The 14,048-nt window shown below is 68.0% G+C and carries 12 protein-coding genes; 10 read left to right on the top strand and 2 right to left on the bottom strand.

All coding sequences use genetic code 11. The features are described from left to right. Positions 1-33: 33 nt before the first annotated feature. Positions 34-1,836 carry a single-stranded-DNA-specific exonuclease RecJ gene (locus ABE960_RS13910; RefSeq protein WP_349762902.1) on the top strand — a complete coding sequence of 601 codons (1,803 nt, stop codon included), beginning with the start codon at positions 34-36 and terminating at the stop codon, positions 1,834-1,836. A 10-nt stretch (positions 1,837-1,846) separates the two neighbouring features. After that, a complete protein-coding gene (locus tag ABE960_RS13905) occupies positions 1,847-2,464 on the top strand; it encodes a YitT family protein (RefSeq protein ID WP_349762901.1) in 618 nt (205 codons plus the stop codon). Positions 2,465-2,564: 100 nt separating this feature from the next. Here the strand turns inward: ABE960_RS13905 and ABE960_RS13900 are convergent, their stop codons facing one another. Both ABE960_RS13900 and ABE960_RS13895 read right to left on the bottom strand, forming a co-directional pair. Next, positions 2,565-5,141 carry a heavy metal translocating P-type ATPase gene (locus tag ABE960_RS13900; RefSeq protein ID WP_490424178.1) on the bottom strand — a complete coding sequence of 859 codons (2,577 nt, stop codon included), beginning with the start codon at positions 5,139-5,141 and terminating at the stop codon, positions 2,565-2,567. A gap of 233 nt (positions 5,142-5,374) precedes the next feature. Further along, positions 5,375-5,818: a MerR family transcriptional regulator gene (locus ABE960_RS13895; RefSeq protein ID WP_349762899.1), complete on the bottom strand. Its 444-nt coding sequence runs from the start codon at positions 5,816-5,818 to the stop codon at positions 5,375-5,377. A 283-nt stretch (positions 5,819-6,101) separates the two neighbouring features. Between ABE960_RS13895 and ABE960_RS13890 the strand changes: the two genes are divergently transcribed. The 8 genes from ABE960_RS13890 (at position 6,102) to rimI (ending at position 14,048) form a co-directional block, all read left to right on the top strand. Beyond that, positions 6,102-7,457 carry an OmpP1/FadL family transporter gene (locus ABE960_RS13890; protein WP_349762898.1) on the top strand — a complete coding sequence of 452 codons (1,356 nt, stop codon included), beginning with the start codon at positions 6,102-6,104 and terminating at the stop codon, positions 7,455-7,457. Positions 7,458-7,659: 202 nt separating this feature from the next. Continuing rightward, positions 7,660-8,758 (top strand): peptide chain release factor 2 gene (gene prfB / locus ABE960_RS13885; RefSeq protein WP_349762897.1). Its coding sequence is split into 2 segments (ribosomal slippage): positions 7,660-7,734 and positions 7,736-8,758, totalling 1,098 coding nucleotides; the frame shifts between segments, so codons are not numbered across the junction. A 75-nt stretch (positions 8,759-8,833) separates the two neighbouring features. Further along, the gene (lysS, locus tag ABE960_RS13880) at positions 8,834-10,372 is read left to right on the top strand and encodes a lysine--tRNA ligase (RefSeq protein WP_349762896.1); all 1,539 of its coding nucleotides are present in this window, start codon (positions 8,834-8,836) and stop codon (positions 10,370-10,372) included. Between the two features lie 135 nt (positions 10,373-10,507). Beyond that, positions 10,508-10,894: a hypothetical protein gene (locus ABE960_RS13875; RefSeq protein ID WP_349762895.1), complete on the top strand. Its 387-nt coding sequence runs from the start codon at positions 10,508-10,510 to the stop codon at positions 10,892-10,894. A gap of 80 nt (positions 10,895-10,974) precedes the next feature. Continuing rightward, on the top strand, positions 10,975-12,378 hold the full coding sequence (locus ABE960_RS13870) for an MFS transporter (protein ID WP_349762894.1): 1,404 nt from the start codon (positions 10,975-10,977) through the stop codon (positions 12,376-12,378). 77 nt (positions 12,379-12,455) lie between these two features. Then, positions 12,456-12,767 carry a BolA family protein gene (locus tag ABE960_RS13865; protein WP_349762893.1) on the top strand — a complete coding sequence of 104 codons (312 nt, stop codon included), beginning with the start codon at positions 12,456-12,458 and terminating at the stop codon, positions 12,765-12,767. Continuing rightward, entirely contained in the window at positions 12,764-13,597 is an 834-nt protein-coding gene (locus ABE960_RS13860; RefSeq protein ID WP_349762892.1) for a hypothetical protein, read from the top strand. Before ABE960_RS13865 ends, ABE960_RS13860 begins: the two co-directional genes overlap by 4 nt. Next, entirely contained in the window at positions 13,584-14,048 is a 465-nt protein-coding gene (rimI, locus tag ABE960_RS13855) for a ribosomal protein S18-alanine N-acetyltransferase (RefSeq protein ID WP_349762891.1), read from the top strand. Before ABE960_RS13860 ends, rimI begins: the two co-directional genes overlap by 14 nt.

Below are 14,048 nucleotides of genomic sequence, written 5' to 3'. Positions count from 1 at the left end.
CGTGCCGGTGAGCGCGAATCACAGGAGCCTGGTTTGGACGCCGTTACCGATCCCATCGACCTGAATGAACGGCTGCGCCCACGCATCGAGCCGCGCCCCCGCGACGAGGCGCTCTATGCCCGTGCCCGCGAGGAGGGGCTGACCGAGCTACAGGCGCGGGTGCTGGCCGGGCGGATCAAGGGCTACGACGGGGAACTCGCGCCGCTGGTCTCGCCGAGCCTGCGCCACCTGGCCCACCCCGAGCGGCTCAAGGATGCACGGCGGGCCGCTGAGCGCATCGCCCAGGCGGTGGTGGACGGAGAGCACATCGGCATCCTCACCGACTACGACGTGGACGGCATCACCTCCCATGTGGTGATCCGGCGCACCCTGGTGGAGCTGTTCGGTGTGCCCGAGGCACACCTGCACAGCCTGATCGGCCACCGCATCCATGACGGCTATGGCATCAGCCTGCCGCTGGTGGAGCGCACCCTCTCACTCTCCCCGCGGCCGAGCCTGGTGATCACCGCCGACTGCGGCAGCTCTGATGAGCCGCGGATCGCGCGACTCAAGGCCGCCGGCGTCGAGGTGGTGGTCAGCGACCACCATGCGCTGCCCCTTGAGGGGCCGCCGGCCTCGGCCTACGCCACCGTGAATCCGACCCGCGAGGACTGCGACTACCCGGATCCGACCATCGCCGGCTGCATGGTGGCCTGGCTCGTGATGTCGCTGGCCCGGCAGGTGCTGGTCGAGTGGGGCGTGCTGGCGCCGGCCACCCCGAAGCTGTCGTCCTGGCTCTCCTACGTGGCACTGGGCACCGTGGCCGACTGCGTGTCACTGGGCGACAGCGCGGCCAACCGCGCCGTGGTCACCCACGGCCTCAGCCTGATCAACCGGATGGAGGCGGCCTGCTGGCGCGCCATGGCGGCCCGGTTAGGGGCCGACAGCGTGCCCTTCGACGCCGAGACCCTGGGTTTCCAGATGGGGCCACGCATCAATGCCCGCTCGCGGCTCGACGATCCCTATGCGGCCCTGCACTTCATGCTCGCCGCGGACGATTCGGTGGCCCAGCGGCACCTCGAGACGCTGGACCAGGACAACCAGTCCCGCAAGGCGATCGAGGCCGAGATGGCCCAGCAGGCCAAGGCCCTGGCCCTGCCGGCCCTGACCGCCGACGAACCCGCCATCGTGGTCTTTCTGGAGGACGGCCACCCCGGGGTGCAGGGCATCGTGGCCTCCCGGCTGGTCCAGGCCTTCGGCCGGCCCGCCCTGGTCCTGACACCGGCGGCGGCGCCCGGCATGCTGACCGGCTCCGGGCGCTCCATCGAGGGACTGCACCTGCGCGATGCCCTGCAGCGTACCTTCGAGGTGGCACCTGAGACGCTTCCGCGCTTCGGCGGCCACCGCGGCGCCGCCGGGGTGGGGGTGCCGGCCGAGCATCTGGACGCCTTCCGTGCCGCCTTCCTGCAGGCCGTGGGCGAGCAGTTGGGCGATACCGAGCTTGGTCCGCGGATATTCACCGATGGAGAACTTGCGCCCCGCCAGCTCAGCCTCGCCACCCTGTACGAGCTCGAGTGGCTTGGACCCTATGGCCGCGAGTTCGATGCCCCGCTCTTCGAGGGCGAGTTTCTGGTCGAGGCGCTGCGCCCGGTGGGTGCCGACGGCAGCCACCTGATGCTCGAGCTCTCGGCCGGGCCCGCGAGCCTGAAGGCGATCTGGTTCCGTGCCCTCACCCCCGGCGAGGTGCCGGCCTTCGGCGTTGGCGCCACGCTTCACTGCGCGTTCAAGCTCAACCGCAATCGCTGGCGAGGGCGCGAGTCCCTGCAGCTGATGCTCGAGCACGCCGAGCCTCGATAAGGAAGGAAAGATGGAACCCCAGGACCTGCCCACAGACCCCCATCACCTACACGAAGACGTGATGGCCATGCTGGTGGGCACGCTCTTCGTCGCCCTCGGCGTCAGCTTCTACACCCAGGCCATGCTGCTTACCGGCAGTACCGCCGGCCTGGCCTTCCTGCTGCAGTACGCCACCGGCTGGCGCTTCGGGGTCGGGTTCTTCCTGATCAACCTGCCGTTCTATTGGCTGGCGATCAGGCGCATGGGCTGGAGCTTCACCCTGCGCACCTTCGTGGCCATCGCCCTGGTCTCGGTATTCTCGGAGCTGACCGCTGGCTGGATCCGCATCGAGTGGATGCAGCCGCTCTACGCCTCGCTGATGGGCGGAAGCCTGATCGGCATCGGCATGCTGGTGCTCTTCCGTCACCGCACGAGCCTCGGGGGCATCAACATCCTCTCGCTCTTCCTCCAGGACCGCTACGGCTGGCGCGCAGGCTACGTGCAGCTGGGCATTGACGGGCTGATCATGCTGGGCGCCCTGCTGATGCTGCCGCTGGAGCGGGTGGGGCTCTCCGTGCTGGGCGCCGTGGCGCTCAACCTGATCATCGCCCTGAACCACAAGCCGGGCCGCTACATGGGCGTCAGCTGAGGCCTGGCGCCTCAGCGGTCGGGTGCCCCCTAGGCGGGCCCCCAGAACCACCAGGCAATCAGGGCGATCAATGCCAGGCCGGCGAGATTGACGATCCAGCTCATCGTTCGTCCTCCCTTTTCTGGTGGCTGGCCGTGTCATTGCCCCCGGTCTCGCCGGAGGGGCGGAACAGGCGCAGCCGGTTGGCGTTGCTCACCACGGTGATCGAGGAGAGCGACATGGCGGCGCCGGCGATCATCGGCGAGAGCAGGGTGCCGGTGACGGGGTAGAGAACCCCGGCGGCGATGGGGATGCCCAGGATGTTGTAGCCGAAGGCGCCCACCAGGTTCTGCTTGATGTTGGTGAGGGTGGCCCGGCTGATCTCGATGGCGGCAGCCACGCCGTGCAGCGAGCCGCGCACCAGGGTGATACCAGCGCTCTCGATGGCCACGTCGGTGCCCTGGCCGATGGCGAACCCCACGTCGGCCCGGGCGAGTGCCGGGGCGTCGTTGATGCCGTCGCCCACCATGCCGACCACCTCGCCTTCGCCCTGCAGCCGCTCGATCTCGGCGTGCTTGTCCTCGGGCAGCAGTCCGGCGTGGAAGTCGTCGATGCCGACCTCCCGGGCGATGGCGGCGGCGGTGTGTTCGTTGTCGCCGGTCAGCATCACGACCCTGAGGCCGTCGGCCTGCAGGCGCTTCACGGCGGCGATGGTGTCATGTCGCAGTGGGTCGCTGATCCCGAACAGGGCGGTCAGTCGTCCATCCACGGCGAGGTACACCACGGTACGTGCCTTCTCTTCCAGTCCGGCGGCGACCTCGCGGCCGCTGGCCAGGTCGACGCCGGCCTCCTCCAGCAGGCGAGCATTGCCCAGCAGCAGCGCTCGGCCGTCGGCGCTCGTCGCCTTGACCCCGCCGCCGGTGACGGTGTCGAAGTCTCGAATCTCGCCGGGCTCGGCATGATGTGCCTCTGCGTGGGCCATCAGTGCGGCCGCAATAGGATGCTCGGAGCCACGCTCCAGGGCCGAAACCAGGCCCAGCACTGCCTGTTCTTCGTCCTGGAGTACCTTCGCCTCGGTGACCCGGGGCCTGCCCTCGGTGAGGGTGCCGGTCTTGTCCACCACCAGGGTGGAGAGCTTGCTGGCGGTCTGCAGGGCGTCGCCATTGCGGACCAGCACGCCGTGTTCGGCGGCCTTGCCGACCCCGATCATGGTGGAGATCGGCGTGGCCAGACCCAGGGCGCACGGGCAAGCGATGATCAGTACCGTGGTGGCGGTGACCAGCATATGGATCATCCGCGGCTCGGCGCCGATGTTGAACCAGACCAGTGCGGTGATCACGGCGATGATCATCACCGACGGCACGAAGATGCTCGACACTCGATCGGCCAGAGCCCCGATAGGAGGGCGGGAATTCTGGGCGCTGGCCACCTGCTCGGTGATCTGGCCCAGGCGAGTGTTCGCCCCGACGCGTGTGGCGCGGTAGACGAGGCCCCCCTTGCCGTTGACGGTGCCGGCGCTCACCTCGTCGCCCAGGCCCTTGGACACGGGGACAGGCTCGCCGGTGAGCATCGACTCGTCGATATGGCTCGTGCCTTCCGTCACCTCTCCGTCTACCGGCAGGCGCTCGCCGGGGCGTACGCGGATGTGGTCACCCTCACGCACCTCGTCGATGTCGACCTCGCGCTCCTCGCCGTCGCGGATCACCCGGGCGGTGCGGCTCTGCAGGTCCAGCAGCCGCTTCAGGGCCTCGCTGGTCCTGCCTCGGGCGCGCAGCTCCAGTGCATTGCCCAGCAGCACCAGACCGATGACCATCGCCGAGGCCTCGAAGTAGATGCCTCGAGCCACCTCGGGCAGCCAGGGACCCAAGGCCACCACCGCCATGGAGTAGAGCCAGGCGGTGCCGGTGCCCATGGCGATGAGGGTGTCCATGTTGGCCTGGTGGTGGCGGAAATTCTTCCAGGCGCTGACGAAGAAGTGGCGGCCCGGGAACACCATCACCGCGAGCGTGAGCAGGCCGATCACCAGCCAGTAGAGGCGACCCCCACCCACCGGCTGGGGGTGGTAGACGAACATGCTGGCCATCAACGGCACGGCGAGCGCGAGCGACAGCAGGCTCCCCCTGAGGCGCTCGCGATAGGTCTGCTCGTCCTTGCGCGTCCGGGTCTCTTCCGCCTCGCGCATGTCGACGATGGGTTCGGCACCATAGCCCACATCCTGGACGGCGCGGACCAGAGCGTCCGGGTCGGCGCTGCCGCGCACCTGGGCGGTGTGGGTGCCGAAGTTGACCTCCGCGCTGACCACACCGGGCGTGCGTTCCAGAGCCTGCTGGACGCTCTTCACGCAGCTGGCGCAGGTCATGCCGTCGATGGAGAGGCGTCGAGCGTTGGCGCGCGCTTCCGGCTCTTGCGTCTTCCGTGCTTCCGTCTTCGCGTCATGGCCCTGGTCATCAGCCTGTGCGGACGCCGCCTCCACGGTGGGGCGCTCGGGGGCCGGCTCGGTCGGTGCCTCTGCGCCGGCGGTGTCCTTGGGCTGAGCGGCTGGGTAGCCTGCCTGTTCCAGCAGCCGGTCCAGGGTGGTGACTCCCAGGATAGTGTCCACCTCGAGGCGCTTCTCGTCCGGGGAACCGATCACCTCGGCCTCCGCGTCCTCGGCCTGGATCGCCTTGCGCATCTTGGTCACACAGCCCTGGCAGTTCATGCCCGTCACGGTGCGCTCGTAGCGCTGTCGACTGGCTGCCGGATAACCGGCCCCGGCGAGAACCTCATCCAGGTCGTCATCGACCAGGGTGGTGGTGACCTCCAGGCGTTTCTCGGCCGGGGTGCCGGTGACCCTGGCCTGTTCGTCCCGGGCCTGGATGGCCTTGCGCATCGTGGCCACGCAGCCCTGGCAGTTCATGCCGGGGACCTGGCGCTCGAGGGTGAGTCTGGCGTTCATCGTGTCTCCTTGCCGGCGTCAACTTCGGCATTGAGCGGTTCGGGAAAACTCTCGATCAGGCGGCAGAGGCTGTGGCCGTCGGGAGTGCCGTCGGGCATCTTTTCCCAGGCGGTCAGGGCCTGTTCCATGCGTGAGGCCAGCGACTCCAGTTCGACGATCCGGGCACGAATCTGTGGCAGACGACTGGCCAGCAGGTCGCGCACCATCGGGCAGGGCGAGTCGCCATGGTCGGCATGGTCGAGGATGTCGCGTATCTCGGCCACGCCGAACCCCAGGGTGCGGGCGCGCTGGATGAAGCGCAGCCGGTCCAGATCGCCTTGCCCGTACAGCTGGTAGCCGTTCTCGGGATGGCGCTCGGGATGCAGCAGTCCCTCGCGGGTATAGTGGCGCACGGTCTCCGCGGTGACGCCGGCCAGGCGGGCCAGTTCGCTGACCTTCATCGCAAATCCTCCAAGTATGTCATGGCGACAGTGTAAAACCCTTGGGTTACCCATAGGTCAAGGAGCGACGGGGATGCGTCTGCCTCGGTGAGTGGATGTTGTCTAACTCCATGAAAAATGAATAAATGAAACGGTCGTGCGACCAAAGTATCAGCATTTTTCGGTTTCAAACGGTCGTTTGTACTTGATCCCGGGTGGGGGATTCGCAAACACTGGCCGTTACCTGACCGCTCTGCGGCAAGAACGACAACAATTCTCCACCAGGTAAGGGATGTCACGCCATATGCCCAACACGTTCGACAAGCTGACCGTTGCCATCGCTCTCGCCTCCACGGCGCTGATCGCGAGCCAGGCCGCCGCCTCCGGCTTCCAGGTCCGCGAGCAGAGCGCCAAGACCCTGGCCAACGCCCTGTCCAACGCCGCCGCCGGTGCCGAGGACGCCAGCTTCATGGCCTACAATCCGGCCGCCATCGGCAACATCCACGGCAGCCAGGTGGCCGGTGGGGTGGCCTACATCGATGCCAGTTTCGACCTGCAGGATGCCGAGGCCACCAGTCTGGGCGGTGCCGATTATGATCGGGGCGGTTCACGGCAAGGCGGCGAGGCGGCCCTGGTGCCGAGCTTCGCCGCCAAGGCCCGGCTCAATGAACAGTTCGACCTCGGCCTGGCCATCTACGCGCCCTACGGGCTCTCTACCAAGTACGACGAGGACTGGATCGGCCGCTACCACGCCGTCGAGACCGAGCTGAAGACGATCGACTTCCAGCCGACCCTCAACTACCGGGCCACCGAGCGCCTCAACCTGGCCGTCGGCTTGCGGGCCCAATACGCGGATGCGACCCTCTCCAACCGTGTGGACCTCGGCGCCCTGGGCGCACAGCAGGAGCTCTTGCCGGCCAGTGCGATCGGCAATGCGGACGGCTTTGCCGAGGTCACCGGCGATGACTGGGGCTATGGCTATACGCTGGGCGCACTCTTCCAGGCCACCGAGCAAACGCGTCTCGGCGTCAGCTATCGCTCCGAGATCGACCTGACCCTGGAAGGGGATGTGGACTTCAGCTCCGACAACACCACAGGACAGACGGTGCTCGCGGAGGCTCAGGACTCCAATACGTTCACGAATGGCGGGGGATCCGCCGAGCTGACGACACCGGCCAATCTGAACCTGGGCGTCTATCACCAGCTGAACGATCGGCTGGCGCTGATGGCCAATGCCGAGTGGACCGAGTGGAGCAGCTTCGACGAGCTGACCGTCGAGTTCGAGGACAATACTCTTGACAGCACCACTACCGAGAACTGGGACGATACCTGGGCCTTCTCTGTTGGCGCCAATTATGCGCTGGCGCCCCAGTGGCTGCTGCGCGCGGGCCTCGGCCTCGACGAGAGCCCGGTGCCCAGCGCCGAGTACCGCACCCCGCGGGTACCGGATGCCGACCGCCAGTGGGCGACCCTGGGCGCCACCTGGATGCCCACGACCGAACTCGGCATCACCGCTGGCTACATGCACGTCTTCGCCGACGATGGCGATATCGACCAGCAAGCGACCAGTGATAACGAGAACGCCAGCAAGGGCAATCTCTCCGGGACCTACGAGGTCTCGGCGGATGTCTTCGCCCTCTCGATGGACTACCGCTTCTGACGCCTGTCCACCCGGCAGACCCTCGAGACCCGGCTTCGGCCGGGTCTCGTCGTTTCTAGGCTGCGGCCCCGGGAGGTCTTGATGGATGCGATGAGGAGGCTCTTTCGCTACAATAGCCGCCTTTTCCGTGCCGCCGGGGCCCTGGCGTCGAGCCAGCGCCCAGGCGGCCATCGTTCCACTGCAGATTCAGGCGAGTGAGCCCATGCTGGAAACCAATCCCATCCACACCCTCATCAAGGACCTGTCCGAACGGACAGACGTCCTGAGGGGGTATCTTTGACTATGCCGAGAAGAAGGATCGGCTAGAGGAAGTCACCCGCGAGCTGGAGGACCCGGACGTCTGGAGCGATCCGGACTATGCCCAGAAACTCGGCAAGGAGCGGGCGACGCTGGAGACGATCGTCTCCACCATCGACGAGCTCGACCAGGGCCTGGGCGACAGCCGGGATCTGCTGGAGCTGGCCGAGATGGAGGAGGACGAGGGCACCGTCGCCGAGGTCCAGAAGGAACTCGACGGCATGCACGCGAGCCTCGAGAAGCTCGAGTTTCGGCGGATGTTTTCCGGTGAGATGGACGAGAACAACGCCTACCTCGACATCCAGGCAGGCTCCGGCGGTACCGAGGCCCAGGACTGGGCCAACATGCTGCTGCGCATGTACCTGCGCTGGGCCGAGCACCACGGCTTCAAGGCCGAGATCATCGAGGTCTCCGCCGGCGAGGTGGCGGGCATCAAGTCGGCCTCGGTGCATATCCAGGGCGATCATGCCTTCGGCTGGCTGCGGACCGAGACCGGGGTGCACCGCCTGGTGCGCAAGAGTCCCTTCGACTCCGGCGGTCGCCGCCATACCTCGTTCGCCTCGGTGTTCCTGTCGCCGGAGGTGGATGACAGCTTCGAGGTCGAGATCAATCCCTCGGACCTGCGCACCGACACATACCGCTCCAGCGGGGCCGGCGGTCAGCACGTCAACACCACCGACTCCGCCGTGCGCATCACCCACGAGCCCACCGGTATCGTGGTGGCCTGCCAGAGCCAGCGCAGCCAACATGCCAACCGCGACTTCGCCATGAAACAGCTCAAGGCGAAACTGTGGGAGCACGAGATGCAGAAGCGCAATGCGGCCAAGCAGGAGGCCGAGGATTCCAAGGCCGATATCGGCTGGGGCAGCCAGATCCGTTCCTACGTGCTGGATGATCAGCGCATCAAGGACCTGCGCACCGGCGTGCAGTCGAGCAACTGCGACAAGGTGCTGGACGGCGATCTGGACCAGTTCATCGAAGCCAGCCTGAAACAGGGCCTTTGACCCCTTGCCTTGTCGTGCACCGGGCGAACATTGTCCGGTGCACGGCTCGACGCCAACTCTTTCACAGGTAGCGACATGGCCAACCAGGACTCACCCCCGAACGACGAGAACCGCCTGATCGCCGAGCGCCGTGCCAAGCTGGCGGCGCGCCGCGAGCGCGCCGCCAGCAACGGCGAGAGCGCCTTCCCCAACGATTTTCGCCGCGACAGCCTGGCGGCCGCCTTGATCGACGAGCTCGGCGACAAGGACAAGGCCGATCTGGAGGCGCTGGGGCGCCCGGCCGCCGTGTCCGGACGCATCATGCGCAAGCGCGGGCCCTTCATCGTCATCCAGGATCCCTCCGGCACGATCCAGCTCTACGTCGACAAGAAGGGGCTGCCGGCCGAGGTGCTGGACGACGTCAAGGGCTGGGATATCGGCGACATCGTGGCCGGCAGTGGTCCGGTGCACAAGTCGGGCAAGGGCGATCTCTACGTGATGATGGAGGCGGCCAGGCTGCTCACCAAGAGCCTGCGTCCGCTGCCCGACAAGTTCCACGGCCTGACCGACATGGAGGCGCGCTATCGCCAGCGCTATGTCGATCTGATCATGAACCCCGACTCGCGTCGGGTCTTCGAGGCCCGGGCCGGGGTGATCAGTGCCATGCGTCGCTTCTTCGAGGATCGCGGCTTCATGGAGGTCGAGACGCCCATGCTCCAGCCGATTCCCGGCGGCGCCACGGCCCGGCCCTTCGTCACCCACCACAATGCGCTGGACATCGACATGTACCTGCGCATCGCGCCGGAGCTCTATCTCAAGCGCCTGGTGGTGGGCGGCTTCGAGCGGGTCTTCGAGATCAACCGCAACTTCCGCAACGAGGGGCTCTCCACCCGGCATAACCCCGAGTTCACCATGATCGAGTTCTATCAGGCTCATGCCAACCACCATGACCTGATGGACCTCACCGAGGAGATGCTGCGCAACGTGGCCGCGAAGGTGCTGGGCAGCACCACGGTGGTCAATACCGTGCGCAATGCCGAGGGCGAGGTGCTGGAGACCTTCGAGTACGACTTCGGCCAGTCGCTGCGCCGCATCACCGTGTTCGATGCCATCCTCGAGTTCAATCCGGACATCCATGCCGAGGCCCTGGCCGACGAGGCGGCCGCCCGCCAGATCGCCGAGCGCCTGGACATCGACGTCAAGGATGGCTGGGGCCTGGGCAAGATCCAGATCGAGATCTTCGAGAAGACCGTCGAGCATCGCCTCCAGCAGCCGACCTTCATCACCGAGTATCCCACCGAGGTGAGCCCCCTGGCCCGGCGCAAGGACAGCGATCCCTTCGTCACCGAGCGCTTCGAGTTCTTCGTCGGCGGCCGCGAGATCGCCAACGGCTTCTCGGAGCTCAACGACGCCGAGGACCAGGCCGAGCGCTTCCGGGCCCAGGCCGCGGAGAAGGAGGCCGGCGACCTGGAGGCGATGTACTTTGATGCCGACTACGTTCGCGCCCTGGAGTTCGGGCTGCCGCCCACCGCCGGGGAGGGCATCGGCATCGACCGGCTGGTGATGCTGTTCACCGACAGCGCCTCGATCCGCGACGTCCTGCTGTTCCCGGCCATGCGCCCCGAGGTCGATTGACCGACGATGACTCGGCGGGCGCCTGGGGCCTGCCGCCGGCTCCGGCCTGCCCTGTCGTCTCCATGACGGGAAGTGTTGGTAACCAAGGCGGCCAGCGCCCATAATGATCGTCGTTTCGATGTCGAGGAGACCGTGATGAAACTGCTCAACCGCTCCGCCCTGAGCGTCAGGCCGACCCGGCATTTCGTGGACTGGATCAATGCCCTGGAACCCACCATGGAAGGGGACGACCTGACCCTGGACGACGTCGAACGCGAAAGCACCGTCTACCTGATCCCGGAGATGGATTCGCCGGAGGCCCTGGAGGCCTTCGTGCGCGAGCGCTACCTCGAGATCCTCGAGACCGAGCTTCGTGCCTGGGAGGAGGATGAGGAGCAGTGGCCCGAGGCTCCGGACTGGGCGCTATTTCAGCGCTTCCTGCAGGTCGAGCACAGCTACCTGGCCATCGATCTGGACAACGAGGCGGCGCTGGAGATCTCCGAGGTAGACGACGCCCTGCTCCTGGAGGCCGACCAGGACTGACCTTCCCGCCTCGCAGTGACCTCGAGAAACCGGCTTCGGCCGGTTTCCTCTTTGGGAACCCCCGCAGTGATGGAAACAGGATGAGTCGACTCTTCGCGACCCGCCCCGGTGACGATGGCCTGCCGGGACCGGAGCGGCGCCTGGCCGTGCTGGCGCTGATCCTCGGCACCCTGATGGCGGTGGTGGACACCACCATGGTCAACATCGCGCTGCCGACGATCGCCGCTGACCTCGAGGCCTCTCCCTCCCGGGTGGTCTGGGTCACCAACCTCTTCCAGGTCGTCTGTGCCGCCTTCCTGCTGGTCTTCGCCGCCCTGAGCGAGCGGGTCGGCCGCTACCGTCTCTATACGGCCGGGGTGGGGCTGTTCACCCTGGCGGCCCTGGGCAGTGCCCTGTCGCCCGACCTGGAGACCCTGCTGCTGTTCCGCGCCCTGCAGGGGCTCGGGGCGGCGGCCACTCTGTCCATCGGACCGGCGCTGTATCGCTCGATCTTTCCTTCGCGGCTGCTCGGCAGTGCGCTGGGGCTCTCCGCCCTGGTGGTGGCCGGCGGTTACGCGGCCGGACCGACCATCGGTGGCCTGGTGCTGTCCGTGGCCAACTGGCCATGGCTCTTCGCCCTGCACGTCCCGCTGGGACTCTGTGCCGCCAGCCTGGCCTGGCGGGCGCTGCCCCGGGAGGCCGGGCGCCGGGAGGACTTCGACTGGCGTGGGGCGCTCTTTTCGGTGGCCATGCTGACGGGCCTCTTCGTGGGTCTCGATGCTGCCGGTCATGGGGTGCCTGCGTGGCAGGTGGTCGCCTGGCTGGGAGGGAGCGTCGTCAGTGCCATGTTCTTCCTGCGTCGCCAGCGGCGGGCACGGCATCCCCTGTTGCCGCTCACGCTGTTCGCGGAACGTCGCTTCTCGCTGGCGGTGTCCGCCTCGGGGCTCGCCTTCGTCGGCCAGGGGCTGGCCTTCGTGGCCCTCTCCTTCCTCTACCAGCAGGAGATGGGATTCACGCCGCTCCAGACCGCCTGGATGTTCACCCCCTGGCCGCTGGCGATCATGGTGGTGGGGCCGCTGGCGGGCCGGCTGGCGGACCGGGTCAATCCCAGCCTGCTCTCCAGTGCCGGCCTGGTGTTGCTGCTGCTGGGCCTGGCCGCACTGGCCGGGCTGGATGCCGAGGCCGAGGTGGCGGACAGCCTGTGGCGCACGGCGCTCTGCGGGCTGGGCTTCGGCCTCTTCCAGCCACCGAACAATCGCGAGATGATGGCCAGCGTGCCCCTCGAGCGCAGTGCCCGCGCGTCCGGCGTGATGAGCACCACCCGGACGGTGGGGCAGTCTCTGGGGGTTGCCCTGGTCGGCGCCTTCCTGGCGGCCGGCGCTCCCGTTCAGGCGACGCTCTGGGCGGGAGCCGGGGCCTGCGTGCTGTCGCTCGCGGCGAGCCTCGGGCGGGTCGGCCTCGCCGGACGGGCGCAGCGCGAGGCGCGTCGTGCCCAGTCGCGGTGAACGTCGTCGGACCCGGGCGGAAGGCGTACAATGGCCCCATCACTCACCCATCACCCACCCATCATCGAGACGTCGACATGAGCACCCAGGACACCATCGAAGACAAGCTCAAGGCCCTCGAGCCCGACTTCCTGGCGGTGGAGAACGAGAGCCACCGGCACAACGTGCCGCCGAACTCCGAGACGCACTTCAAGGTCACCCTGGCCGCGCGCCGCTTCGAGGGCCTGATGCCGGTCAAGCGCCACCAGCAGATCTATGCGCTGCTGGCCGATGAGCTGGCAGGCCCGGTCCACGCCCTGGCCCTGCACCTCTTCACGCCCGAGGAGTGGGAGGCCAGCGGCCGGTCGCGTCCCGATTCCCCCGACTGCCGAGGCGGCGGCGCGTCGTGACCCCGGAGCCCCAGCGCCTGCAGTACCTGGAGGCCATGGGCCTGACGGCCTGGGTCTCCCGCTACCGCCTGCCCAATGCCCTGGCCACCCCGGCCTGCGAGTGGGAGCAGCCCGAACCGCAGGACGCGGCGCACCAGGCCCCGGGCGAGAGACTGCACGCCCTGCTCGACGAGGCCGCGGAGGCCCGGGTCGCGGCCCCCGCTGTGCCCCCTGCCGAACCGGAGCCGCGACAGCGCCCGCCGGCCGGCCCCGGGAAGGCTCGCGCCCTGCTGGGTGACATGGTGCCTGCCGCCGAGACGGTATCCTCCTCTGAACAGGCCTCCTCGCGGCCGGCGCAGGCCCCCGGAGAGGCGCTGCGGTTCACCCTGCAGGTGGCGTGCCTGGATGGGCGCTGGCTGATCCTGCTGCCCCAGGAGGCGCCGCCCGTGCCAGCGGAGGTGGACTTGCTGCGCCATCTGCTGCTGGCCTCCGGCGTGTTGCCCGAGCAGATGGCGGCCTTCGAGGCCTTTCGCTGGCCCCAGCTAGAAGGCCTGCCGGTGGAGGCGCCCCTCGAGGAGGCCCGGGAAGGCCTCCAGGCCTTCCTGGCCGGTCGGCGGCGGCGGGGCTGGGTGCCGGAAAGGCTGCTGGTGTTCGGGGAAGACGCGGTGCTCGACGACCTGCTGGCACTGACCGAGGCCCACTGCCCGCTGCTGGCGCTGCCGGCCTGGCAGGGACCTTCGCTGGGAGAGCTTTGCGGCAGTGCCGCGGCCAAACGCTCGCTCTGGCCGCGGATGTCCGGCTGGCGGCAGGCCTGGCAGGAAGGCGTGGCTGAAGACCATGACCCTGGCTGAGGGGGCGCTGCGCCGACTGGTGGCGGATGACCTGCCGGCGCTGTCGGCCCTGGAGCAGGCAGGCCAGGCCTACCCCTGGACGCCAGCTCAGTTGGAAGCGGTGCTGGTCGACCCCGATAGCGTGGTCGTCGGCGTCCAACGGGACGCGCGGTTGGTGGGGCACGCGGTGCTGGTGAGGCAGCCCTTCGATGCGGAGCTGCAGGCCATCCTGGTGGCCAGAGAGTGCCGTCGCCAGGGTCTGGCGGACCGGTTGCTCGGGGTGGTGATCGAGACGGCGAAGGCGTGGCGGGTCGAGCGCCTGCTACTGGAGGTCAGGGCGGGAAACGGGCCGGCCGTTGCCCTCTATCGACGGGCGGGGTTCAATGAGGACGGCCGGCGACGTGGTTATTATCCGCCGCGTGCCGGCCATCCGCGGGAGGATGCGCTGCTGATGTCCCTCCCGTTGGCCTGA

It is taken from the genome of Halomonas aquatica (assembly GCF_040196335.1).
Taxonomy (GTDB): Bacteria; Pseudomonadota; Gammaproteobacteria; order Pseudomonadales; family Halomonadaceae; genus Halomonas; species Halomonas aquatica.
This window is presented reverse-complemented; position numbering and strand designations above follow the sequence as displayed.